Below are 24726 nucleotides of genomic sequence, written 5' to 3'. Positions count from 1 at the left end.
AGATTTTAAAACTTAATTTTCTAAGAGTTAGTTTTATAGATCAAAAATTATGTTGGGGATTTAAAAATGTCAGGTACCTTTAAATAGCTATCGGATCATTGCCCCTTGCAGTACAGATCCTTTCTTTTTTAGGTACATTAACCCAGCTCATTACTATATTTACTGGTTGAAGTTCTCCCGGAAGCTAAACCAATAGTTAAAATATGACCATCTCATTGCAAAGATATGTCGACTCTATAGCGATTCTGCGCTAATTTTTATTCTAATAAATATTTTAAATGGTAAGTAGTAAAAGGTTTCCTTTGAATAATTTACTAATGCCAAATGTTCTTATTAGTAAAATAATTGGCAGGCTTAAAAGAAAATGGGCAAGAGTTACAGATAAACGTCTATCAAAAACGAAAGCTGTTTTGAGTAAAGATAATCGTAAACTTTTCGAAATCTATGATTATGGAGAGATTTGTAGATTTAGAGCTTCTAGCTTTTTGTTCAAAGAGCCTGAAACTATTGATTGGATAGACTCATTCGATAGTGAAGATATTTTTCTTGATATAGGAGCAAATATTGGGATTTATAGCTTGTATGCAGCTACCAAAGGCATTCAAACAATCTGTATTGAGCCTGATGCCCTCAATTTTGCACTATTAAATATGAACATCAGAATAAATAAACTTGGAAACTTAGTAAAAGCTTTTTTGATAGCTTTACATGATAAAAAAGGCTTCTCTGAATTAAACTTACAAAAGATGCAATGGGGAGGAGCATTAAGTAGTTTTGATAATCAGGAAGACCAGTTTGAAAATGTTTTCAAACCTGCTTATTCCCAAGGTTGCTTTGGAGACACGCTTGACAATTGCATCTCAGAATTAGCTCCTAATGTTAATCATATAAAAATTGATGTCGACGGAAATGAAAACCGCATCTTGAGAGGAGCAAGTAAAACATTGATGATGGGAACATTTAAGTCATTGCTGATTGAGTTAGACGAAACAAGATCAGATTATCAGTCCTCAATATTAATGATTGAAGACTGCGGATTTAACCTTGTCAAAAAAACACACTCAGCATTATGTGACGACTCAAAATTCTCAACTACTTACAACCATATCTTTAGGAAGTGAGATGTCATCATATTTCCCACTGCTCCCCTCAATAACATCAAATGCACTCGATAAAAGAATTGACTCTTCAACAACATTATTGAATCTTCCTAATAATTTAAGAGAAGCAAATCAATCGAAAGTCCAGGCTAGATCAACATATATAGGAACATATAAGCTTCAAGCGGAAAATTGGGAGTTAATTTCAATTAAAGAGTGTAAATATGGAGCATTTTGTGATATTGAACGCAATTCTATAAAGGCATTACCAGATCAAATGGTTATTTCCCTTGTTAGATATGAGAATTCTTTCCCAAAATCAGCTCGATATCTGCCTAAACCAGACTCATTGCGTGTTGATTCATCCCCAGTAGCTGAGAGAGTATCTCTTAACTACCATTTCAGAGGAGCAACAACTTCATTTCAAGGAGAATATCCATGTGTTATGTCTAATTTCAATAAAGGTAGCTTTTGGTCTTTCGATGCTCTAAAAGAGAGGTTTTACAAGCATGAAAATACCGAAAGTTTTTTAGTACTTATGAATTTAAATCGCGATTCAGAAAAACAATCAGAAGTTGATTTGGAGATTTATAACCCTAATAAAAAAGATAACATTTTGCATTGGAAAGCTCGCCAAAATAGCTTTACAATTTTAAATCTTAAAGATATAAATAATGCCTTAGGATCAGAAAAAATCTATGAAATATTGTTCATTCAATGCAAAAGCTGTACATTTATTCCCGTATTTTTGAGTGTAGATGTCAAAAACAATCAACTATCTCTTGAGCATACTCACCCTCCAAGTGAATTACTATGGGGTAGGGAAAGGAATAGCATAGTTAAGCTATTGAAGAAAAGATGGCTATAAACCTCAAGGCTTTTATTAAACAGATTCTCCCAGTCCCTGCTTTAGGTTTGATTTCTAATATTTATAATCGAGCATCTGCCCCCTACAGCCTAAAAAGTTCTATAGTTCTCCCAAGTAGTATTTCAGATTTCTTTGCGTGGAACCCTTATATTGCAAAAACTGAGTTCATTGCTGAAAATATTAGGGCATTATTATTAGGAAGCAGAGAAAAGGTTACTCATTGTTTTAAATTTTTCTCAGAGAAAGGTGATTTCCTTTGGGAGGAGAAATATACTAGCGATGATTTTTTCAGTCGAATAATATTAAGTGGACCTCCAAACTCTTCATCTTACAGCTCATTTATTCACTACGTCGAATCCAAAAACAGTCTTTATGATCTAGTAAAAGAAAAGTTCCAAATTAATAATTTAGTCTGTGAACAGAATAGAGGTTATTGCATTTATTATCCGAACCTCTCCTCATCTGTGGGATCATCTATTCATGGTAACTTTGGATCGATCTCAAGGAATGGTAAATTGCTTGCTAGAACAAGAACTTTACATCTTTATTCCCCTGCTTATAGATTTGAATCTCAAAATACTTATGACTTAGTGTTTAATAATCCAACTCCTTCAGAGATAAAAATACGAATATTATTTAATAATGAACCAGAAAGAAATAAAAAAATGCAAATAAATTCTCTTGGTACTGAAAGCTTAAGATTAGATGGTTATTCAGGTAGTTTAACTTTTGAGTCAAGACTGCCAATCTGCAGATCAGTCATATTCAAAAATGTCACTAAAAGTAAATTAGAGGGTTTTGACGTTTTGCACTCTTAGCTTTTTCAGTTACAGGTATCTATTCTTATAGCCAGGAATTTAAATGAATTGTTTATTTGGCAGCCTTATCTATATTTACCAATTTATATTTTCATAATCTCTGGTTATTTAAGTTACTTGTAGATTATTATATCTTTGGAGCTCTATGTAATCGCACGCAATATTGCCCATTAGGAGCAATTAACATATTGGAACTATTCTTGCCCAATCGCTAAAAGAAGACCATCTTTGCCATAGTTATTTCCATTGTAAAACATATAATACTTATTTCTATTTTTTATAATTATAGGATAGCAGCAGATTTCATCATCAATTCCCATTAATGATTTAAAATTTTCTTCATCTAATACTTCTTTTCTTTTCCAGTTAAAACCATCCAGAGACTCCGCATAGCAAATTCTATAATTTTTATATGTTAAACCTCTACCTTTAGCAGAGAACCACATCCTAAATACTTTAAACTCTCGATCATAAAAAACATAAGGTCTTGCCAGTGCATCTTCTCCATGAATTAAATCTATTGCTACTAATTTCTTTTTTCTATTCCAATTTATTCCATCTATTGAAGTAGTTATTTGAATATTATATCTAGGAATATCTTTACTAACCCACTCTATTCCAGACACATAGTACATGTAAAATTGATTTTTATGTCTTATTACCCATGGAGCAGTATTAATGAAAGGATTGATCTTATTCCTCTCTAGAATTGGAGATTCTGAATACCTAGTATAGTTGTTTCCGATATCATTTTTAATTGCAAGTCCTCCAAAAAGATCCATTCTTGTTGTTCCCCCTGGCTTAAATCCAATATAATAAAGAAACTCTTTGTTTTTAATAATAATACTTGAAGATGGTAAAACTCCATTGTCATCAAATGAGCCTAATCTTCCTGGTTTTAAAAGTGGATCCTTACTTTCTAATTTTAATTTTCTAAATGGTTCATTAAATTTAAATTTAAAAAATCCGATTGTTGACCTGTTCAGGTTATCTCTGCTAGCAAATAGGATATCTATACTTTCATTTGTTTGATTACTTGGAGTAGGTACCATACAATGAGTCTTTGTCCAATATGTTGTATTAGGGGGGTGAGCTATTAACCCATACTTTTCCCATTTAATTTTAGGACATATTGAATTAGAACTATTTTCATCATTCATTTTATCTAATACCAAAGAAGGATCGAAGTATTGCTTTGGAAATTTTATGATCTCGTGGATAAATTTGTTGATTAGTTGCAGAAGGCACAACTATTGATTGATCGCTTAAATTTGATGTTACTGCACAGTTCATCCCCACAAAGCATTCTTTTCCAACTCTCACAAAATCTCTGATTGAAGAATTAACACCTATAAAGCATTTTTCCCCTACTTGAGCATGTCCACAAATAACCACATGAGAACTTATATATGTACTTTTAGAAATTGTCGAACCGTGCCCAATATGATTACCCGACCATATCATGACATTATCATTTATTTTGACGTTGGGCTGTATTGTTTGATTCTCTAATATCAGACAGTTCTTTCCAAATGATACAGTCCCTGGGATATATATAGCAGAAGGTGATATATAGGATGCAAAGGAATATCCATATGATTTAATTAAATTGAACTTTTGATCTCTATTTTCATTTAGTTTGCTATAAGAAAGTGCTATATGAATCAGGTAATCAGAAGGTGGATAATTCTTAACCATTTCACTTAGAGCTATTAAGGGTAATCCATTAAAACTTTCCTCTATGGCAAATTCATCATCTACAACATGGGCACATATATCGTATTGTGTATGCGCTCTGAAGTAAATATTAGCTAAATCTGCAATTTCGCCATTTCCAAAAATAATTAATTTCTCCATAATCAAACTTGAATTACCACTTATTTAAATAATAATAACATAATTAAAAAGTCTAATATTTAGAAACCTTGCGGTAAGGAAATCAATGGTGATTAATTCTGAATGTTTAGTACAAATATTTTTAGTAAAATTATGACTAATATAATAATCCTTATAATTTAAAATCTATTTTCTTCCACCACTATCTTATCTCTATCAACTAACTTCGCTTCATATCCTGGGTAAAGCTTTTTTATCATGGCAGTAATACCCGTCGCAGTTATCGTACTCTCAAAAAGAATCGAGACAACCTTCTCTTCTTCCTTAAGAATATGCTTTATAGTGAATCTAGATTAATTCCTACCATTCCTAACATTTGAATAGAAACGATAGTGCTTGAATTATTCATTATTACCCCTATTAGCTTGATAATTCAACCAATCAAATTCAATATCTTCTTAATGACAGGAGCACAATCTTTCTAACGCTTCTAATAATGCATAACGATCTCGTGCGTTTAATTTTATAAACCACCAATGGTACTATCAGCAGCATTCTTAATTCAGTTTTTCAGACGAATTTCCTTTACTATTAGATCAATCTCCATTGAGAGGACCTACGGGTACAAGATTCTGTGATGGGATTATTAGCAATATTTAACAAAATTGTTCTCATATAAGCTCTATCAGGCATTTCTGCCACCAATCCCGATAGCAACTCTTAGCTTGTAATTTACTTATGAAGCAGTCAGAGAAAATTCAAGTCATATATATAGTAGTATCTACTTATCAAATTTATATAAAACTAAATTTATAGTCTATGTACTAAATTTACAGCTATATTTTCTTAAAAAATTAAGTATGACTTATTTATCAGAGGTTTTTAAATATATTTCTTTTTACAGAAAAGCTGGTCATCAAATTGGCAGGAAAGTGGGAGATATGTTGGAACTATTGACTTTTGGATCATTACTTTATGATGATAATTTAAAGTCAAGACTAAATATAGAGCCCAAACTATTTGGGTTTTCAGATGCTGGTCATAAAGTAGAATTTGTCATATCCAAGAATAATAATTTTGATATAAATGGAGAAGCATTAATATTAAATGGAGGAGAAATAAGTCATACAGAAACGATTCTGGGATTTATTGAGTGTAAAAAAGTTGGCGTTGAGCAAACAATAAATGGAAAATTTAAGAAACAATTTTCAAAAGATACCACAAGCAACTATTATAAAATTCCTTATGATGAAAATTTTACAATAAATTTTAGCCCAAGGAATTCTGCTCAAAAATATAAATATCATATAAAAATTGATAAAGAAAGAATTAATATATTCGAAGAAAATACTAAATTATTAATTAAAGAAAAACTGGTAGATAATCACAGGATAATATTTACACTTTCGGATAAAAATGAGTCAAAGGTTTTAAAAAATGATCAGAGTCTAAGGTCTTATAAAGATAATTTGAAAAGTTGCAAAATACTTGATATCTCAATAAAACAGAATGAATATTGCCTGGGCCTATTAAATGATTGTCTCTCTGGCCCTCAAACGCCTGAGAAAGCTAAACAAGCTTCTTTCGTGGCATTGGATGTAAGAAAAAAAAGATTTAATAGTTTTGATATAAGACATAATGAGGAAGAAATGTTAAGTATACTTGTCTTAACGGAATTTTCACATTGGGAAATAAAAAGTCAAAAAATGATAAAGGCTTGTATTGATAAAAATTTAATAATCTCGGATAAACTTTTAATAAAAGCTTTTAAAGAATTTGAGGAAATATTTGGGGATTAATTCTTGGAAATGATTACGAAAGAAAAATTACAGAATGATAAAAGTGTACAAACAATAATTAGGAGAATAATTCAGGATGAAAGGGGTTATATATTTGAGGATTTATTAGATAAAAAAGTAAAGAAAATAGCTTTTGAAGATAAACAATTAAAAATTATTTCTTAAAAATAATTATGGCATCTCTTTTCTCTTCATTATTTCCGTGATAATCTGCTCTGTGATTGTACGCATACTTACCTAATCCATAATGGGTGGTTCTATAGTTGATTTCAACTAATTCGTATCCAATTAACTTAACTATATCAATTAATCTATTAATAACAGGAATATGTTTTTTATTTCTAGAACAATCTCCAATTACAATTGCTAATTTGCCGTCTTTCTCCTGAATAGAATAGGTTTCTTCATAACATTTTTTTAAATGTTCAAAGTATTTGTTTTGAATTATTTCATTAGCTGGATGCGCTTTAAGCTCTGTTTTGTGTAAACTTATTTTTTCTTTGTCAACATATTCATTCTCAAAATATTTTCCCCAATAAAATTCCAGGTTGTATACTGGACTATAATTAAAACTATTAAGATATGGGGGATGACTTATAACTAAATAAATATTTTTATCATGTAAGTACTTGATTTTACTTAGATTTAAATTATCTCCCAAAAAGGTTTTTTCTATTGTGTTACTAGGACATAAATCATTAAAACTCTTTTGATTCTTGACCATATCATTAGTTTTTTTAATATAGGCAGACAAGACATCTCTTGGACGTTTTGTCCTATTAATATGTGGCCTTACTTCTCCATCAAAAGCTAATGAAACTCTTCTTACTATAGCGATAAAGGCTACTATTAAAAAATCTCTCTCTGGACTATAGTTCATTCCTATTAAGTAATCTTTAATGATAGTTAACTCAAACGCAACTTTATTTGAGAACCACTTTGAGCAGAAATAATCAATAGGGAGGTCTTCGAATAAATGACTTTTTTCTTTAAATGATCTTATTAGATTTTGCAGCTCATCTTCTAAGTATTCGAAATTTACCTCTGAAACTTTTACTTTGCTTGCCAATATCGATAACCAACTAATATCTATACCAATAGAATTTATTCCTCTTAATTTAGACTCAACTAAGCTAGTACCAGAACCGCAGAAGTTATCGAGCATAAAATCATTTTTTGGGTTTTTAGGAGGATATTGCTTTAATATTTGACCAGCTACAACCGAAGGAAATTTCCCATAGTATCTATAATGACTATGAACTAAATAAGATAATTTACCAATAGAGTAAGGTATATCCCAGATATTTATTTTCACCTCACCTGTCTGTATCGTTTTTATAATGGGCAAAAGATTTTGATAGATATCGTTATCTAAAAACTTCAAATTCAAATCTAATTCTTTTTGAAATCCCCCCATTTATAAGTATTAAACTAAACAATCATAAAATAACCGTTTTTAGCCCGAATGTCTTTAAAAAAGATGTATAGATTTATTTTTCTAGATGTTGTTAATTTAATTAAGTTTTAATTTTATACAAAAAGCTGTTGTGGGATTTTTGGAAAGATTTCAGAAAATTTTTCTCCTTAGTCCCTGCCATGCTTTTTTTGAGGGAAAGCGAAGTCTTCTTTCTCCGTTTTTGACTCGCATCACTAAGTTTCTGCAAGTATTATATTCTGTTGATAGGAACTTTTCATGGATAACCTCGTCTCTATTTGTCTTAAAACCTATAAGCAACTAATGATTTCGTGTTAGCGTCAATCTAATATGGCACTACCAGAAAAAGATTTTAGAATTTTAGGACCGAAGGATAATCCTTCTCAGAACGTCCTTGGAACTAAAATATTTTCTATTGCAGATCAAGAAAATTTTGCTTCCTTTAGTGGAGATAGAAACCCTATTCATGTAAATCCAATTAAAGCTCGTAGAACAATTGCAGGTGAGTGTTTAGTTCATGGAATACATTCATTCCTATGGGCTTTGGAATTGTTTGTGATAAAGAATTTATATATTCACTCATTCTATAAAATTACTTTTAGGAGGCAACTGACTTTAAATCAGAAAACATGGTGTCTATGGGATGAAAATAAAAATCATATAATAGTTTCTAATGATTATGATGAAATACTTGTTTTAATAGAGTATGGAAATATTTTAGATCCATCTTCGAAATATAAAGGATTTCCACTAAATTACACTAAGAAACTATGTGAACCCCTTGATCAAGACGAAGAGTTTTTTAAAAGTAGGCCCACGATTGAAAGTATATATGGAGGAGAAATAGAATCTGGCTACAATCTTTTTCCTGCGCTCTACCAAAATATTGGGGAACATTTAATATATGAGATTTCAACACTTTCCAATATAGTAGGTATGCAAACACCTGGACTTAATTCATTATTTAAGTCTTGTCAGATTTCTATTAAATCTGAAAATAAACAGATTCCTAGATATCAAATAAAGGATTTTCATCTTATTTTTAGATTATTAAAGATTGAATATATCGGAAAAAACTTGTGTGCCAAAATAGAAGCATTTTCTACCCCTAAGTCTCCTTCTTCGATAATTACTAAGAATATAAAAACGAGATTAAATGGTCTTAATAGTTACAAGGGAAGAAACGTTTTAATAATTGGAGGAAGTAGAGGTATTGGTTCTTTTGTTGCTAAGGTAATTGGATTATTGGGCGGCACAGTAACTATTACCTATTTAAAGGGGAGAAAAGATGCTTCTCTTGTTTGCCAAGATATAAATACTAATCTTTCATCTTCAGTATCTAAATATTGTAGATTGGATGTCACAGATCAAAATTATTCAAGTCTTTTTGAGAATAATTATAGTGATCTATTTTATTTTCCTACAACTAAAATAGAAGAATCAAGATCTTTTAATCAAGAAAAATACTTAAATTTTAAAAATATCTATTGTGATAGTTTTAAAAATATAGCAATAGAATTTATCAACAATGGTGGCGTTAAAATATTTTACCCATCTTCTGTTTATGTCAATCAAAATATTAAAGGTTTTAATGAATATATAAAGGCAAAGAAAGATGGCGAATTTATTTGTTCTGAAATCAGCAGGATATTATCTGTCAAGGTATTAGTGGAAAGACTTGATAGGGTAAAAACAGATCAAACATTAACTCTTATTCCAGCTAAGTTACTGGACCCTTATGATGTTGCAATTGATATTGTCTTCAAAATGATTTAAACATATCAAAATATCACTCGCGATTAGGATTATTTACTTTTAGCCATTCATCTCTATTTAATACAGCAATAACCTCATCTACATAATTTCCACTTACTGGGTCATAAGCCGCATTAGGTATAACTCCAACTTCAACAAATTTAAATAGTTTGTGCATTAATACAGTTGCTTTGTTTCCTGCTAGAAAAGTACTTTTTATAATTCTTAGATTCAGCCTTAAGAAAATAATTTTAAGAAGTAAGGAAAAAGATTCTGTAATGTATAGACCATTCTGAAAATCCTTATTCCCAATAACTATTGCTATTCCGCAGCTACGATTTATCCAGTTTATAGAACTTAGATTGCAGACTCCTATATGGATATCTTTTTTTTTGTCAATTATTGAAAGAACAATCCGATTAGATCCTGCGCTATTTACATTTGATTTAAAGAACTCCAATTGACTTTCTTTGCTGTTGGGGAATTGCCTCCCCAGCCATCTTGTTAGCTCCTCATCGCTAAACCATTCATGCCAAGGTCCCTCTACATCCTCTAAAGTAGGTTGCCTAAGGTAAACAAGATCGCCTACAACGTAGGGGTTATACATTGAAAATTTGGTACATATTGTTCTTTTGCTTAATATTATATCCTTAGTTTGTTCAATTATGTGAGAATGTTCACAGTTAAATAAAAGCTATATTTTTATATCAACTTAATACTTTGCATATATCCTTCACATTCTTAATGCTAGTAATTTGTTTGTCAGTAAACTTAATTGAAAATCTTTCTTCTATAGCTAAGATCAATTCCATATGTTTAAATGAATCCCAATTAGGAAAATCATCTGGACTGCTATTAATTCCGATTTCTTTAGCCTCTACATTTATCACTGATGCGATTAACATGAATACCTCTTTATCAACCATAACGACAACATAATAAGATTACTCTTTATTGTATAACTTAAGAAATACTGAGTCAATAAAACTTGACTATTATATTTATATACTATTTATTGATAGTCCATTGTAACACTTAAGAAGTTACTTGTTGAATGATCTTCTAAAGAAGATATTTTAATACTATAAAAAGTTCCATTGCTGCCTTCTCTATCATCTTCTTGAGTGAATCTATGATCGAGGTAGAAATTCTTTACTTGACTATTCTTTGCGGAGGCTAGGTATTCCCCATATATCTTTTGAACTCCAAAATCCTTTAGCAAACTAATAATTCTATTTAAGAATACTGTCTCGACTCCACGTCCCAATATACGACATGACATAAGGAATGTATCTATTATAGCAATAGATACATTAACTTTAATGATTGCACATGCAACCATACCGTGAGCACCATATTTATCTTTAAGTGTTAACCAAAGGACAATATATGATGAGTCCTCTATCAAGTATTGTATTTGCTTTTCGGTGTATCTTCGAGAGGTTAAATTAAATTGATTTGTACGCTTCGTAAGTTGGGATATACGTTTTTTAGATTCATTATCGGCTTTCCCAATATTAATACACATCTCGAGTGACTTAAGATATTTATTAATATTTGGTGTTTGCTCAATTTCTTTATTAACTAATATATTGCTTGTTATTATTGAAGACCTAATCTTATCATCTTCTGTAATTATATGTTGAGATAGACTGTTTAAAGCTCTAAGTTTCCAAATATTAGTGCTAGTATTACATGTCTCCAAATGTAAGACTTCAACTTCTGGAATCTCAGCCTTTACAAGGTCAATCTCGGCAGGATTATCGTCAATAAAGATCAATGAATCAGTGCTAATATTTAACTCATTAGAAATTTTTCTTATATTAATAGGTTTATCTGACCAGTTGATCTTTGATGATGATATATGCTTACGCTTTAACACCATAGATGGATGGTTATCAAAAACTTCCCATACATCCTTTTCATTATTTTTACTACATAATGCTAAAAGAAAACCCCTGCTATGTAGACAAACAAGTTCCTTTTGAAAGTAATAATATGAGCAACCTTCACCACTTTCACTTAAAGAAATACCATCAATACCATCTTCACCTATAATCCCTCCCCAAAGAGTATTATCGCAATCAAGAATAATACACTTTTTTGTGTTGCCAGTTAAAGACTTAATAAATTTAAAATCCTCAGAAGCTATCTCAGCACAAGCTTGTATTGTATAGGGAGCACTAGAAGAGAGCCAAAACCTTGAATCATAGAAATTATTTGTACCTAATCTTAGTAAACAACTATTCATATTGACAATATAAGCGTCGGTATTAGAGGCAATCTCTTCTCTCAAACTTCGATTGACCTTGCTAATAAATGATGTTGATCCGTAGCTACATTGATAATCATATATACCTAAACTTGGGTAAGGTTGTGATTCAAAAGAATGCCATAATATAGGAGCTTCTGACTTCTTACGTATTGCTTTAATTACGTCAGAAAAGAAAACTTTAAGTTTTTTATCTTCTTCTATTAAATCATTTCTTTTAATATCTTGATTAAGGAAATCTATTTTTGGGAAAAGAGTATTAATTGGAGAAAAAATAAGTATGAAATCATACTTTAGTTTAAATAAATTATTATCATCTCTTACTGCATCCTGATATAGAGTTCCATAACTTCCAAAGTTTATATTTGCATTGTATCCAAGCTTAAAAGCATAATACTTTAAATAAGAGGATATTGGTTCAATTATTATTGTGCGAAGTATCAGGATATTCATCAAAGGAAGTTTGGCAATATCAGCATCCCTTAGTTCTTCTTGAATCTCCCCTAGTTTCGGAGAGTCAGGTTGTGAATAAAACATTTTCTAATTTTACGAAATTAAGCATTCGTGTAATTTATTTTATATTAGAGTATTAAAAATTTTGTAAAGGATTGACTGCTGGATCAATTCAATCGTAACAAATTGAACTTTCTTTGCTTCGAAGAAATTCACTACTATTATCATTATTTTAATCAACCTATAAATTTAGATTTGTCTTACCAAATCGACCTACCTCCATCCATTATAAGGTTGTGACCATTCATATACGAAGATGCCTCAGAACATAGGAATTGGATGGCAGACTTATATTCTTCTTTTTTTGCCATTCTTCCTAAAGGAATAAGTGTTGATAGTTTTACAACAAAATCGTCAGGTTGACTTGTGTATATACCTCCAGGAGAAAGCGAATTGCATCTAATATTAGATCCAAGCCAATATGTTGCTAGATACTTTGTCATCCCAATTAGACCTGATTTGATAACAGAATAAGTTATGGGTTTAACAGGCTGATAGTCATCTTTAACTCCCTCTTGCATGTATATCCTTTGGTCAGGTGAAATAACAGAAAGATCAGATGCAATATTTAGAATACAACCACCATTTTTACGTTTTGCCATTTCAGTTCCAAATTTTTTACTGCAAAGAAATGCACCTGTTAATCCTACAGCTATTTCCCTATTCCATTCGTCAATCGAGAAGTCTTCTAATCTTGATGAGGATTTAAGGTTAGATTCTTTATCTATTTTAGGGTTTATTGCAGCATTATTTATCAGTATATTGATTGGTAAATTATCACTTAGTAGATTTATATTAACATTTTGGATAGATTCCTCGCATGTCACATCCATAATATAAGAATACAAAGAGGATGAAGGAAATTGCTTTAAGAGTAAATCCTTTGCCTTATTTAAATTTACTAAGTCTACATCTGTTAGAACTACATTTGCTCCACAATCTAGTAATGCAGATGCGTGTTGGACTCCAAGCAATCCAGAGGAACCTGTTATTAAAGCTGTTTTCCCTTTAAGGTTGAAATTATTAGTATTCATCTAATTAATCTCAATAATTTTTTGAATTAACTCTAGACCAAGGATATCTTTGTGAAATTTAATTGATTCAGAAAGATCTTTTGTGATAATCCCAGTTTGTCTATAGCCCCATACTTGGTGCGACATTGTTTGACCCTTTAGTTATGATATATTATAATATATTATTCTTAATATTATTTGAGAAAATCATTTCTAATTTTGCGTAAGATGTCTTAAAAAAACAAATAATTAGTTTTATTTTTTGATCTTTTATTAATGTTCCTATAAGTGTGCGAGAAGCAAAGAAACACTAGAATTGATTTATTGGACTGTCAACAAGATCTATAGCTCATGAAAGAAAAAACATCTATTTTCATTCCAGCGAGAATGATGAGCAGCCGTTTCCCAGGAAAGCCTTTGGCACCTATTGATGGGATACCCATGGTGGTGTACTGTGCAAAAAATGCTATAGAGACTGGAGTTGAAGTATATGTTTGTACGGACTCAAATGAAATAAAAACTGTATGTGAACTATATGGCGTAAATGCCATTCTAACTCCAGAGTGTGAGACAGGTACAGATAGAATCGCTATTGCAGCTGATAATCTTGAAACTGACTATATTATTAACTTACAGGGAGATGAACCTCTAGTAGATGTAGCATCATTAAATAAAATGATATCAATGCTTCCTTCTCTTGCAGAGAGAGATACTATTATTACCGGTGTTGCAGCCATAAACTCAGAAGAAGCATTTGATCCAAATAATGTTAAATGTGCTCTAATAAAAAACTCATCAAAGATACAATATTTTTCAAGAAAGCCTCTTTTAAATAGCATTAAGGGGAAGGGAAAACCATCTTATTACAAACAAGTTGGGGTTTATGGAATGCCTTATAAGACCTTAAAGAAATTTTCACTTATTCCTAAAGGTGAACTAGAAGAAGCCGAAAGAGTCGAGCTTCTTAGATGGTTGGAAAATGGCCTAGATATTTTCGCTTGTCTAATTGAAAATAAAACAATCTCAGTCGACACTCCTAATGATCTGGTTGAGGTTATTTCTTATTTAAAAACTAAAAATAATGTCAATACTTAAATGAAAAAGATTACTGGAGTCCTATTTGACTTTGACGGAGTTCTAATCGATTCATTACCCGTAATGGAAAAAGCATGGTTTTCAATTCAGGAAAATTATGCTGTATATCCAGGATTTGAGAAATATAAACAGCATATAGGAATTCCATTTCGATCAATACTTAGGAAGCTAGAAATAGATTCAAACTTACATCAATCAATTGAAAATCATTATTCACGTATAGCAAGTGAAAACAAAGATTTAATTACATTAAACCCCTATGTAAGGAAGCTATTGCGCTGGTTAAAAGATAAATCGATACCTACTGGAATCGTTACTTCTAAAGATAAGTGCAGAACTTTGGAATTAATTGAATTTTTCCAGTTGGATGTAAAAGCTGTAGTTACGCCTGAGCTTACACCTCGAGGCAAGCCATACCCAGAACCCATTCAATACGCAGCAAAAGAATTGTCATTAGAAATTAACAAGATTGTTTTTGTAGGAGATATGTTTTCAGATATGCAATGTGCTATGAAGGCTAATTGCTACTATTTGCATTATTTAAATGGATACCAGATAGGAAGTGAAAATATATATGGTGGAGTCATAAATTCCTTGACTGAGGTTATTGAATATATAACTTATTTCTAATCAGAGCTATAGAGTCAAGTTCTTAGATTCTTAATTGACTCTGATTAACTTCTCATCTTAAGTATCTAAGTAATTTAATATAACTAGAACTAAAATAGATTCAACAAGAAAGACTATATTCTTTGTAATCATATATCTGAAAATGGATTAATATCTGTTAAATGCTTTCCAAAAAGATAACTCTTAATATCACCATTTATTAAACAAAAGCTATAAAGCAGTAGTGAATTTTATATTTTGGCTTATGTAGATGATGCAACGAATGTAAGATACCTATCAATAAAAACAAGAAAATGATTTGGATATATTATTTTAATTGAGCTTAATTCCACTTATATATTTCTTGATTCCATCAATTCCTAGAAGGTCTATCTATATAACTCTTAAATAATATTCATCTAAAGCAGGGTATTCAGAGAATTATTCAACAGTAGTAAAATACTTTACTACTCAAAATTAGATAATTATTAGAACCTTAATTCGAGCTAATTCTCAGCCATTGCTTAATAATACTATCTTATTAAGCAATGGCTGAGACTTTCAAATATTAAAAGGATCCAAATAACATATAATAATCTCGACATATAACTATTAAAAAGTGCTAGATTAATTAAATGAAAAAGATTTCGCTTCCATCTGAGTGGTATGAATATACAAAATTTACCGACTCTGTTTTAAAGAGCTCAGAATCTAATAAATATACATTAAGTCACTATTTCCTACATCCGAGTAGGCCCCTTGATAGAACACTAAAAGTCTTGAAAGATCTTAAATTAGTCTCATTAAGAAAAAGAGTATTACTTCGCTTCAGGTTTTATGTTTGTTTATTTAATTGCATTAAAGACGTACTCTCAAGCATAAAGATATATAAGCAATATTTATTTAAACATAAAACTAATCTTTTTAAGGATCAATTTGATATTCTGATAGTTAGCCACTTGAATAATAAAATACAGTTAAAGGATGATATTGACCATTATTATGGAAATTTAATCAATCTTATTTGCTCTAGTAAGAAATCAGTTTTACATATTTTTATTCCTCATGGATATTATTCATTATCAGATATAAAAAAATACTTATCAATACAAAGAGAATATAAGAGTTATATATTGATGGATCAACTTGTTAATTTAAAGGATAAATTTAAAAGCATTATAAGCTTACTTAAGGAGAGGAGTAGATTACTATCCCTTTCACAAGAAACATCAGGATATATAAGTAATCTTTATTTGTATACAGCTGAGACATTTCTCTCTTACTGTAATTACACGAATATTATTTCTGGTATTCAGATATCAGAATTAGTCTATAAAACAAACTGTAACATGTTATTAACGACTTATGAAGGTCATTCTTGGGAACGTTTTTACTATTGCAGCGCAAAAGAGGCTCGAAGAGAAATTAGATGTTATGGCTTTCAGCATACATTAATTTTTAAACATCAACATTCATTAATGAGACATCTAAAGGCTGAATGGGACCCAGACTATATCTTAACTACTGGAACTAAAATCTCTGATGATTTAGAGATTAAATTTGATGATAATATAATCATCAAGACAATTGGATCTCCAAAAGTTAAGACTGACAATTCTAAATCAGCAGCTCTAAATACTACTAATACATTTCTATTCCTTCCTTCTGGGGAAGAAGAAGAAGCGATATACTTCTTTGAATTTGCTTATAATTTTGCGAAAATGTACCCTAATTCGGATGTAATCATAAGATTTCATCCTTTAATGAGGGATAAATTTCTAAATAAAAGATTTATGCATTTAAGTAATTTTAAGTTAAGCAATAGTCATATCTCTAGAGACTGTAGTAAATCACGATGGGCAATATACTGTGGAAGTACAGCCATATTCGAAGCTTTACAAGAGGGATGTATACCAATACGCTTACTTTGTGGAATTAGTAATGATCTTTCAGACCCATTATGGCAAATAAGATCTAGATTAATAAAAAGTGTCTCTTCTTATAAGGATTTAGGAAGCATCATGAACACATATAAATATGATCGGTTAAATGAAATAAGTATTAATGAAATGTATAATAAACTACTATTAGAAATCAATCGTATAAGACAGCCATTGAGTGAAATTACAGTTAAATCACTTATGAAATAAAGGTACATTCTCTTTTATCAGCATTTATTCGTAGTTTACCCAATATATTTTCAAATATATCCTCTCAATGGTTTAAAATACAGGATAATAATTCTACATATGTAATAATTCTAATCAAATTTATTTATTAGCTTAGATCTCCAAATTCAACTGCAAATTCCTTAAAGATAAAATCTAAATATAATAAATGCTATCTCTAGATTAAATTCTCTGTGATAGGTACTTCATTCTTAGAGTTTATTTACAGTTAGAATTCAATTAGAAAGTAATACTTTAGTAAAAGTAGAATCGTATTGGGCTCTCTTCTGAAATCTGATAAATTTTATCCCAAAAGGTATATAGAGATAATTCCTAATAATACTTTAAGTCTTTAAAAATCTCAGATTCAATTATACTTATGTAAGACAGATATAAAATAAATGATAAAATACCTCTAGAATGAAATGTTTTATGATGAATAACAATAAGCATACCAAATAGTCTACACATTAAGATAATTAATCTTGATATATAGTATTAGCAAATAAATCTAATTTCCATGGCTCTTCAATTCTTAAACTCTTTTTATATTTAAAGCTTTTTAGTATATTAAAAACAGCAGTATAATAATTAATTGAATTCTTCATTCTCTCTACTCTTGAAATACTTCTCGTTCTTGCATGATATCGATCATTGGAAATATTAAAATCTTCTTGGTAAATATTTGGTATCTTGAAATCTAAAAAGTAATTACCTTTATTTCTATAATTCATCTTAGAAGTTGTGACTTCTTTATTTGAGAAACGAAAATGGAAATCCATCCTTTCACATGTAGAATTACCTTGATGCAACAGGCCAGGAGCAAAAAATAGTACTGAGCCTGCCTTGCCTCTAATCTCAGAATAAAATTTGTCAGGTAGACGCAGTGGGAGTGGCGGTGTTGGATAGTATTTATTTAAGGAATCAATATTACTACTTGATAAATCTAGGTTTGGCTTTACTATTCTAAATCCTTCTTGATCTTGCAAGTATAATCCTACTTGAATTATATCTATGTTAGGGATATCTCCGTCCCAGTCATCAAAATCAAAGTGCCAATCTCCACGATACTTATATTTCTCCATTGTAAATAGTCGTGCTAATTGAAGGTATGTATCATCCCAATTTAAAAGTTCTTTAATTGCTTTACCAAGTTCTAGCCTAAGAAAAAATTCTTTCACTACATCATTTATAATAAGTTTATTAAAAGGAGATTCTATTGCTGCTTGATTAGCATTTGAAATATGAGGGTAGTAGCATCTTGTTAAAGCAAAATTATTTTTGTAGGCTTTCTTCTTTAGACTCTGAACCCCTAATTTATATTTATTAATTTCACTATTACTAAATGGCATCTTAACCATGGTCCAGCCATTTTTATGTAATTCCTTTTTATTCTCTTTGGTGATTTCCATTTTTTCTACTTTAATTGCAGCAGATTAATTCTCTTATATTAATTAGTAAAATGTCTTTTTTCTACTTTATACCAATTTTGCCGAACTCTGTTCTTGCAATCAACACATTGAAATTCAACCAAAATTTAATTAAATGAGAAGTCTTACGCATTACTAAAGCTTACGTAGCATCGTACGTAACGAGAGAGCTCTGGCAAGGAATTTATCTCAAATAAATCTGAAGCGATTTTACGATTAAAAAAAACTAAATCTTATTACTGTAACTGCATTAGAAAGTTCATTAAACACGAATTAACTCTAAGTCACGGTTTTTTCATCCTAGACTCATTTAATGAAGAGCTGAAGGCCTTGCTACAAGGCTTTGGGGATATGACCTTTTATGAACTCTGCCCTACCTGTCATCAAGTTTGAGAATTCTCCTGTAAATTCATTGTTTTATGCTTTTCTTAGAAATTGGTATTGGGGCAAATACAATAAATTTTTAAAAAGTTAGATAAGAAAAGTATAATAAAGCTTAAGCTACTATCTGAGATGTAACCAGAAGAGGTATTGACAGTAGATGTACTACCTAGAAATTGAAAAGAAAAGAAAGATAGAAATGGATTATCTAAATGAATATCAGGATACGAAAGTTTATAATTTAGTATTATAATCTACATTATATTCCTTACCTAACCTCTCTATAAGATTTATTAAATGACTTTCTTATTAAAAGTTGAGGTAGGCCCTAAGATTGGTATAGGGCATTTAAAGAGGGTCGAGGCTATTCAGAGTTGTTTTAATAAAAGAGGTATTGACTCATATATATCATGTAATTCGGCTAAAGCTGTTTCTACGGAATTTAATGAATCTATTATTGAAGCAAGTACTGAGTCTTCTTATGAAAATGAGATTATTAAAAGTAGTATAAAGTTTGACCACGTAGTAATTGATCTCTCTCATAAAGGATCAATAGATCATCCTTATAAAATAATTAGTTACTGTAATTATCTTGTTAATTCAAATATCTCTTACTCTATAATTGATGGTTTAGGAGATGACCGGTTAAGTAAATTCATGTGTTTTCCAAAATGTGAGAATTACTTCATTCCATATATAGGTTCTGAAGTTTTAGATTTAACTATGTTTAATTTTAAAAATATATATGCTGGTTCTTCTTACGCCCCAGTCAATACCTCTATTAATAGTCTTAAAGAGAAGAAAATCATTAACGCATTACCAGAAAATATTCTTGTTACCTGTGGGGGCTCAGATCCTCACCTTCTTACTGAAAAGATTTTGAAATTATTATTTAAATATTCAAGTAACCTTAATTATAACAAAATCAAAGTTGTAATTGGACCTTTTTACGATCATAGAATGATATCTGATATCCAATCTTTATACACATCTTTTAATGTAGAGTTTATTTCAGGTCTTACATCACTTAATGATCAGTATCTTTGGGCAGATCTAGTTATTACAACTATTGGAATGACACGTTATGAATGCCTTAGTTTTAATATTCCATTTATTTACTTTACTTATGGTGTTTCACCTAATTATGAACCACTACTTACCTTTAATTCAGTTTTAAAGTACTCTTACTTAGGAGACCTTTTTTTTAATACAGTTAATGTCCCTTCATTGTTGCAGTTTTTCACTTCAGAAGAAAAATTTAGACAATTATCAAGTAATTGTGAGAATGTAATTGATTTATTGGGAGCTCAGAGAATCTCTGAAGCACTAAGTAAATAAGAGTAAACAAATGTCTCAAGATCATTCCAGTTTCAAATTATCTAAACAAGTCATTGGAGAAGGAAACAGACCATATATTATTGCTGAAATTTCGGGAAACCACTTAGGAAGCTTTGATAGAGCAAAGAGGCTTATAGAAATAGCAAAATATTCTGGAGCAGATGCAGTTAAACTTCAGACTTTTAATCCAAGTACTATAACCTTACCAAATGATGACCCAAGGTTTAGACTTAAAAGTGGAGCTTGGGAAGGGCAAAATTTATATGAATTATATAAAAAAACGTATACTCCTTGGGAATGGCATAAGCCACTTTTCGATTATGCAAATGATTTAAATATTGATATTTTCAGTTCACCATTCGACTTCCAAGCAGTTGACTTACTTTCTGGCTTAAATGCCTTTGCTTATAAGGTTGCGTCTAACGAAGCTCATGACTGGCCTCTAATTCAAAGAATAATACAAGAACGTAAGCCAATAATAATCTCTACGGGGACTTCAACAAAGGCTGATTTTATTCGAACAATTGAATTTATGAGAAAACAAGGCTCTAATAATATTTGTATTTTGCATTGTATTAGTGCCTATCCAGCGAGATTATCTGAGATGAGTCTTAATACAATTAGCGACATTAAAAAACAGTTTGGTCTGCCAGTTGGTATCTCAGACCATAGTTTGGATATATATGCATCCTTAGCAAGTATATCGATGGGAGCTTCTGTTATAGAAAAACATATAACTATTTCCAGAGAAGATGATTCTCCAGATTCAAAGTTCTCTCTAGAACCTCATGAGTTAGAACAACTATGTACCTTATCTAAAGAAATATGGGAAGCAAGTAATGGAAAAATAGTTTATGGTGGCGATAGAGATCTTGAGAATGATTCAATTTTTACAAGACAACTATGGTCTAAATCATATATTAAGGCTAATGAAACTCTGAATTGGTCTAATGTACAAAGTATTAGAGCTCCTTCCTCAGAAAAAGGTATTTCAACAATGGATTTTGAGGACGTTATTAATAGGAGAATCAGAATAGATATAAAAGAAAATCAACCTCTTAAAAAGGATGACTTAATCAATTAATTTCTTACTTGTTCTTATATATATGAATTCTAAGGACTATAAAAAAATTGCAATCATGCAACCAACATTTATACCTTGGATAGGTTATTTTGGTTTAATAAAATACGTTGATTTATTTGTATTTCTAGATAACGTTCAATTTGATAAAAGGAGTTGGCAGCAGAGAAATAAAATAAAGACTCCCAAAGGGCTAGAATGGATAACAGTACCAGTTTTAACAAAAGGAAAATATTCACAGCTTCTTAAGGATGTAAGGATAGACTCTCACGCAAAGTTTGCAGAAAAAACTATCAAAACCATTACTTCTAATTATTCTAAATCAAGGTATTTTGATAATTACTCTGAAGAAATATTTGAACTTATAAAGATAAATGATATTAGACTCGTCGATTTAAATATTAATCTTATTAAATATATGAACAATATTTGGAATATTAATACTCCTATATTAAGAAGTAGCCAAGTTAAAATAATAGGAAAAAAAGATGAGTTACTGTTTAACCTTTGTAATGAATTGAATTGTAATACCTATGTATCTCCTTATGGGGCAGAAGCTTATTTACAGGATAGCAAGTACTTTGGAAATAAAAGTGACCAAATAGAATTAGTCTATTTTAAATATACTCACCCTTCCTGGAAACAATTATTTGGAGCCTTTTTAGATCATTCTTCAGCCCTTGATTTGTTATTCAATACAGGTGAAGAAGGGATCAATTATATCAATAAAGGATTAGATAAGTATTAAGTTCTATAGAAAAAATACTATTTTATTTTATTATCAAATTCTCTTAAATATAAAGTATTAGCTTGTTCATATAATCTTAATTAATAGTTCTTTTAATCTTCCTGATAAATCAATGATCTGTTTTTCGCAAATGCAAATATCAATTTGTTAGATGGTATAATATTAATTCACCTTTATGTTGCAAATGTGTTTAAAATAATAAAGTTAATATTACATAATCTTACCAAGAAATTTTGAAAAACTTAGCAGTTATTCAGGTTAGAACTGATTCGACTCGCCTGCCTGGTAAAGCAATGCTTCCATTATCAGGTATCCCTATGATTGGATATATGATAAATAGATTGAAATCCTCTCGATTAATCAATAAATTAATAGTGGCGACAACTTCATCAGTTAGTGATGACCAATTAAGCCTATATACTAATTCATTAGGAATTGATACTTACCGGGGCTCTGAAAATGATGTTTTAGCACGAGTGTATGCAGCTTCCAAGAAATATAATCCATTAACATTAATTAGGCTGACAGGAGACTGTCCTTTAATTGATGTAGGTATAGTAGACAATTTAATCGAAAAATACTATACCAGTAAAGCAGAATATAGTTGGGTACATGAATCATTTGCTGAAGGTTTAGATGCAGAGGCTATCTCTTTTAAAGCTCTAAGTTTATGTCTCAAAAATTCTATTTATAATTCCGAGAGAGAACATATAACTCAATATATTCATAATAATAAGGATAAATTTAAGATTGTTCCTCTGTTAAATTCAACTGACGATAGTAACATTAGAATAGTTGTTGATGAGCCAAGAGACTATGATTTAGTCTCAATTATCACTAAACACTTTGATAGAGAATTTAACTCTAAATATTATAGTTTTAAAGATATAAAAAGATATTTAAATGAAAATCCAGAACTTCTAGAAATAAATGCAAATATCATTCGAAATGAAGGCTTAAAAATATCAAAGGCTAATGATTTTAAAATCTAAGTAACCTTTAATATCTATTAAAGAAAAATTAAAAAACCTCTTTTTTATGATTAAATTCAACAAGTTTATGGTGATTCAAGACTTTTAAGTTTTCCAATACATTATTTAAATTCATATTTACTTTTTCTGATATCTCGAAAATATTATGTGAAGAATCACAATAAGTAAATACATTCTTCATTGCTATTACTGGATGTAGATCTTTGTGCATATTTGATATATTAGGGTATAGATTTCTTTTGCCAAGCTGAGGTTCACCTAGGACTTTTACTTTAGGGTAGATTCCTAATTCAAAGGAATTTATTATGCTCTTCATTACCTTGAATGAACCGATTAGGCCCTTTTCTGTTACAACATTAAAATCATCTTTATTGGTATGATACTCAGGGTATTTGCCAAATTTGCTTCTACAAAACGTGCATAAAGGTAGGTCTATTCCAGGTGCGCAATATTGTCTTTCATCAGATCCTCTATCAAGATAAGTATATTCTTTTACATTATCTAGATTCTTCAAGGATGCTCTTAAGGCTTGATCTGCAAGATTATTCCCTAATCTAGATTGCACATGAGAATAAGCCCTTTCGTCACCTACGCAAGTTAAATTATATCCACATAACATATTCTCTTTTAGATCAGTTAATCTTTTTGAAAGATAAGCGATTGATCCAATTGTTTCAGGAAGCAAAACAAATCTATAGCTGTAGTATCTATTTTTTAGGCCTTTGACATAGTTGATAAGCTCGTTCAGAAGAACAGGACCACTCAGTTCATTGTTTGCCATTGAGGGATGACAGAGATAGGAAGAAAAGAATATTTCTTGACTCGATTCCCCAGGCACTACAGCCTCTATAACCCATAACTCTCCAGATTTATGCTCTGAATCAATTAGAACTTTAAAATTTCCTTCTGGCAGATTAGATAATTGATCATGACTTAAACAAAAGCCCCAATTTTTCTCATAGTAAGAGGTTACATAAGGTATTGCTGTTGGTAGATCTGGAATACTGTGCAATTTGGACAATAACTCTTCTTTTTTGATGAAATCTTCTACAGCAACTGAATAACCGACTAAATGTAAATTATTCTTCTTGAATTCAGCAAACCTCTTTCCTGATTCATGCTCTATATAAGCATCTCTAACTATCCATTCTTCTGGAACTTCCCAATCAAAAACCTTATCTCCTGTATTGAACTTAATTGGCTTAAACTCAATATGTTCTTGAAGAAAATAATTGAAACTGCTTCTTATATCTGGACCCATTATTGATCTATTTTTCGGATATAAACTTTTCGCAAGTTTTACCATCCTTTCTCCAGAGGGAAAATCTTCATCGTTGCTTACTTGTAATTTGTTCATTTAATGTATTTTAGAAAAGGTTATTTTATAGTCATTATATATTTAGAATTTCCATTCATTATAATAAATGGCTTGCATCAAATAAAAGCATGATTATATTTAGTATATATCTTACAAG

Annotated in this window: 22 protein-coding genes; 13 read left to right on the top strand and 9 right to left on the bottom strand. The window is 30.3% G+C overall.

Features of this window, described 5'->3' with window-relative positions:
* Positions 1–317: 317 nt before the first annotated feature.
* From SOI85_RS03650 to SOI85_RS03640, 3 genes are read left to right on the top strand one after another with little or no spacing between them, the layout of a single operon-like run.
* Positions 318–1121, top strand: a complete 804-nt coding sequence (locus SOI85_RS03650) for an FkbM family methyltransferase (protein ID WP_320664875.1) — start codon at positions 318–320, stop codon at positions 1119–1121.
* Position 1122: 1 nt separating this feature from the next.
* A complete protein-coding gene (locus SOI85_RS03645; RefSeq protein ID WP_320664874.1) occupies positions 1123–1968 on the top strand; it encodes a hypothetical protein in 846 nt (281 codons plus the stop codon).
* Entirely contained in the window at positions 1959–2786 is an 828-nt protein-coding gene (locus SOI85_RS03640; RefSeq protein ID WP_320664873.1) for a hypothetical protein, read from the top strand. Before SOI85_RS03645 ends, SOI85_RS03640 begins: the two co-directional genes overlap by 10 nt.
* Positions 2787–2980: 194 nt before the next feature.
* Here SOI85_RS03640 and SOI85_RS03635 read toward each other — a convergent pair whose 3' ends face one another.
* Positions 2981–3946, bottom strand: coding sequence for a hypothetical protein (locus SOI85_RS03635; protein ID WP_320664872.1), 966 nt, complete (start codon positions 3944–3946; stop codon positions 2981–2983).
* Position 3947: 1 nt separating this feature from the next.
* Positions 3948–4643, bottom strand: coding sequence for an acetyltransferase (locus tag SOI85_RS03630; RefSeq protein ID WP_320664871.1), 696 nt, complete (start codon positions 4641–4643; stop codon positions 3948–3950).
* Between the two features lie 839 nt (positions 4644–5482).
* Here SOI85_RS03630 and SOI85_RS03625 point away from each other — a divergent pair.
* Positions 5483–6421, top strand: a complete 939-nt coding sequence (locus SOI85_RS03625) for a hypothetical protein (protein WP_320664870.1) — start codon at positions 5483–5485, stop codon at positions 6419–6421.
* Between the two features lie 9 nt (positions 6422–6430).
* Positions 6431–6586: a hypothetical protein gene (locus tag SOI85_RS03620; protein WP_320664869.1), complete on the top strand. Its 156-nt coding sequence runs from the start codon at positions 6431–6433 to the stop codon at positions 6584–6586.
* Here SOI85_RS03620 and SOI85_RS03615 read toward each other — a convergent pair.
* Positions 6576–7838, bottom strand: coding sequence for a DNA methyltransferase (locus SOI85_RS03615; protein WP_320664868.1), 1263 nt, complete (start codon positions 7836–7838; stop codon positions 6576–6578). The two genes, SOI85_RS03620 and SOI85_RS03615, sit on opposite strands and share 11 nt — an antisense overlap.
* 348 nt (positions 7839–8186) lie before the next feature.
* Between SOI85_RS03615 and SOI85_RS03610 the strand changes: the two genes are divergently transcribed.
* Complete coding sequence (locus SOI85_RS03610) at positions 8187–9632, top strand: MaoC/PaaZ C-terminal domain-containing protein (protein WP_320664867.1); 1446 nt, start codon at positions 8187–8189, stop codon at positions 9630–9632.
* A gap of 13 nt (positions 9633–9645) precedes the next feature.
* Here the strand turns inward: SOI85_RS03610 and SOI85_RS03605 are convergent, their stop codons facing one another.
* From SOI85_RS03605 to SOI85_RS03590, 4 genes are all read right to left on the bottom strand, one after another.
* Complete coding sequence (locus SOI85_RS03605) at positions 9646–10218, bottom strand: GNAT family N-acetyltransferase (protein WP_320664866.1); 573 nt, start codon at positions 10216–10218, stop codon at positions 9646–9648.
* 100 nt (positions 10219–10318) lie between these two features.
* A complete protein-coding gene (locus tag SOI85_RS03600; protein WP_320664865.1) occupies positions 10319–10516 on the bottom strand; it encodes an acyl carrier protein in 198 nt (65 codons plus the stop codon).
* Positions 10517–10623: 107 nt separating this feature from the next.
* Positions 10624–12420 (bottom strand): HAD-IIIC family phosphatase, encoded by a 1797-nt coding sequence (locus SOI85_RS03595; RefSeq protein WP_320664864.1) that lies wholly within the window; start codon positions 12418–12420, stop codon positions 10624–10626.
* A 176-nt stretch (positions 12421–12596) separates the two neighbouring features.
* Complete coding sequence (locus SOI85_RS03590) at positions 12597–13430, bottom strand: SDR family oxidoreductase (protein ID WP_320664863.1); 834 nt, start codon at positions 13428–13430, stop codon at positions 12597–12599.
* Between the two features lie 330 nt (positions 13431–13760).
* Here SOI85_RS03590 and kdsB point away from each other — a divergent pair, with 330 nt between their 5' ends.
* From kdsB to SOI85_RS03575, 3 genes are all read left to right on the top strand, one after another.
* A complete protein-coding gene (gene kdsB, locus SOI85_RS03585) occupies positions 13761–14504 on the top strand; it encodes a 3-deoxy-manno-octulosonate cytidylyltransferase (RefSeq protein ID WP_320664862.1) in 744 nt (247 codons plus the stop codon).
* On the top strand, positions 14505–15134 hold the full coding sequence (locus SOI85_RS03580; RefSeq protein WP_320664861.1) for an HAD-IA family hydrolase: 630 nt from the start codon (positions 14505–14507) through the stop codon (positions 15132–15134).
* 614 nt (positions 15135–15748) lie between these two features.
* Complete coding sequence (locus SOI85_RS03575) at positions 15749–17263, top strand: hypothetical protein (RefSeq protein ID WP_320664860.1); 1515 nt, start codon at positions 15749–15751, stop codon at positions 17261–17263.
* A gap of 497 nt (positions 17264–17760) precedes the next feature.
* Here the strand turns inward: SOI85_RS03575 and SOI85_RS03570 are convergent, their stop codons facing one another.
* Entirely contained in the window at positions 17761–18693 is a 933-nt protein-coding gene (locus tag SOI85_RS03570; RefSeq protein ID WP_320664859.1) for a hypothetical protein, read from the bottom strand.
* Between the two features lie 696 nt (positions 18694–19389).
* Here SOI85_RS03570 and SOI85_RS03565 point away from each other — a divergent pair.
* The 4 genes from SOI85_RS03565 to SOI85_RS03550 all read left to right on the top strand — a co-directional run bounded on the left by SOI85_RS03565 (position 19390) and on the right by SOI85_RS03550 (position 23251).
* The gene (locus tag SOI85_RS03565) at positions 19390–20430 is read left to right on the top strand and encodes a hypothetical protein (protein WP_320664858.1); all 1041 of its coding nucleotides are present in this window, start codon (positions 19390–19392) and stop codon (positions 20428–20430) included.
* Positions 20431–20440: 10 nt separating this feature from the next.
* Positions 20441–21514 (top strand): pseudaminic acid synthase, encoded by a 1074-nt coding sequence (gene pseI / locus SOI85_RS03560; RefSeq protein ID WP_320664857.1) that lies wholly within the window; start codon positions 20441–20443, stop codon positions 21512–21514.
* A gap of 22 nt (positions 21515–21536) precedes the next feature.
* Positions 21537–22259: a WbqC family protein gene (locus tag SOI85_RS03555; protein WP_320664856.1), complete on the top strand. Its 723-nt coding sequence runs from the start codon at positions 21537–21539 to the stop codon at positions 22257–22259.
* Positions 22260–22492: 233 nt separating this feature from the next.
* Positions 22493–23251 carry a glycosyltransferase family protein gene (locus tag SOI85_RS03550; protein WP_320664855.1) on the top strand — a complete coding sequence of 253 codons (759 nt, stop codon included), beginning with the start codon at positions 22493–22495 and terminating at the stop codon, positions 23249–23251.
* Between the two features lie 28 nt (positions 23252–23279).
* On the opposite strand, the gene SOI85_RS03545 is transcribed toward SOI85_RS03550, so the two are convergent.
* On the bottom strand, positions 23280–24608 hold the full coding sequence (locus tag SOI85_RS03545) for a DUF4910 domain-containing protein (protein ID WP_320664854.1): 1329 nt from the start codon (positions 24606–24608) through the stop codon (positions 23280–23282).
* Positions 24609–24726: the final 118 nt, after the last annotated feature.

This window comes from Prochlorococcus sp. MIT 1223, assembly GCF_034092465.1.
GTDB lineage: Bacteria > Cyanobacteriota > Cyanobacteriia > PCC-6307 > Cyanobiaceae > AG-402-N21.
This window is presented reverse-complemented; position numbering and strand designations above follow the sequence as displayed.

Bases quoted from the DNA above. Each gene is read 5' to 3' on its own strand.
- SOI85_RS03650 (WP_320664875.1), top strand. From the start codon at position 318: ATGCCAAATGTTCTTATTAGTAAAATAATTGGCAGGCTTAAAAGAAAA.
- SOI85_RS03645 (WP_320664874.1), top strand. From the start codon at position 1,123: ATGTCATCATATTTCCCACTGCTCCCCTCAATAACATCAAATGCACTC.
- SOI85_RS03640 (WP_320664873.1), top strand. From the start codon at position 1,959: ATGGCTATAAACCTCAAGGCTTTTATTAAACAGATTCTCCCAGTCCCT.
- SOI85_RS03635 (WP_320664872.1), bottom strand. From the start codon at position 3,946: ATGAATGATGAAAATAGTTCTAATTCAATATGTCCTAAAATTAAATGG.
- SOI85_RS03630 (WP_320664871.1), bottom strand. From the start codon at position 4,643: ATGGAGAAATTAATTATTTTTGGAAATGGCGAAATTGCAGATTTAGCT.
- SOI85_RS03625 (WP_320664870.1), top strand. From the start codon at position 5,483: ATGACTTATTTATCAGAGGTTTTTAAATATATTTCTTTTTACAGAAAA.
- SOI85_RS03620 (WP_320664869.1), top strand. From the start codon at position 6,431: ATGATTACGAAAGAAAAATTACAGAATGATAAAAGTGTACAAACAATA.
- SOI85_RS03615 (WP_320664868.1), bottom strand. From the start codon at position 7,838: ATGGGGGGATTTCAAAAAGAATTAGATTTGAATTTGAAGTTTTTAGAT.
- SOI85_RS03610 (WP_320664867.1), top strand. From the start codon at position 8,187: ATGGCACTACCAGAAAAAGATTTTAGAATTTTAGGACCGAAGGATAAT.
- SOI85_RS03605 (WP_320664866.1), bottom strand. From the start codon at position 10,218: ATGTATAACCCCTACGTTGTAGGCGATCTTGTTTACCTTAGGCAACCT.
- SOI85_RS03600 (WP_320664865.1), bottom strand. From the start codon at position 10,516: ATGTTAATCGCATCAGTGATAAATGTAGAGGCTAAAGAAATCGGAATT.
- SOI85_RS03595 (WP_320664864.1), bottom strand. From the start codon at position 12,420: ATGTTTTATTCACAACCTGACTCTCCGAAACTAGGGGAGATTCAAGAA.
- SOI85_RS03590 (WP_320664863.1), bottom strand. From the start codon at position 13,430: ATGAATACTAATAATTTCAACCTTAAAGGGAAAACAGCTTTAATAACA.
- kdsB (WP_320664862.1), top strand. From the start codon at position 13,761: ATGAAAGAAAAAACATCTATTTTCATTCCAGCGAGAATGATGAGCAGC.
- SOI85_RS03580 (WP_320664861.1), top strand. From the start codon at position 14,505: ATGAAAAAGATTACTGGAGTCCTATTTGACTTTGACGGAGTTCTAATC.
- SOI85_RS03575 (WP_320664860.1), top strand. From the start codon at position 15,749: ATGAAAAAGATTTCGCTTCCATCTGAGTGGTATGAATATACAAAATTT.
- SOI85_RS03570 (WP_320664859.1), bottom strand. From the start codon at position 18,693: ATGGAAATCACCAAAGAGAATAAAAAGGAATTACATAAAAATGGCTGG.
- SOI85_RS03565 (WP_320664858.1), top strand. From the start codon at position 19,390: ATGACTTTCTTATTAAAAGTTGAGGTAGGCCCTAAGATTGGTATAGGG.
- pseI (WP_320664857.1), top strand. From the start codon at position 20,441: ATGTCTCAAGATCATTCCAGTTTCAAATTATCTAAACAAGTCATTGGA.
- SOI85_RS03555 (WP_320664856.1), top strand. From the start codon at position 21,537: ATGAATTCTAAGGACTATAAAAAAATTGCAATCATGCAACCAACATTT.
- SOI85_RS03545 (WP_320664854.1), bottom strand. From the start codon at position 24,608: ATGAACAAATTACAAGTAAGCAACGATGAAGATTTTCCCTCTGGAGAA.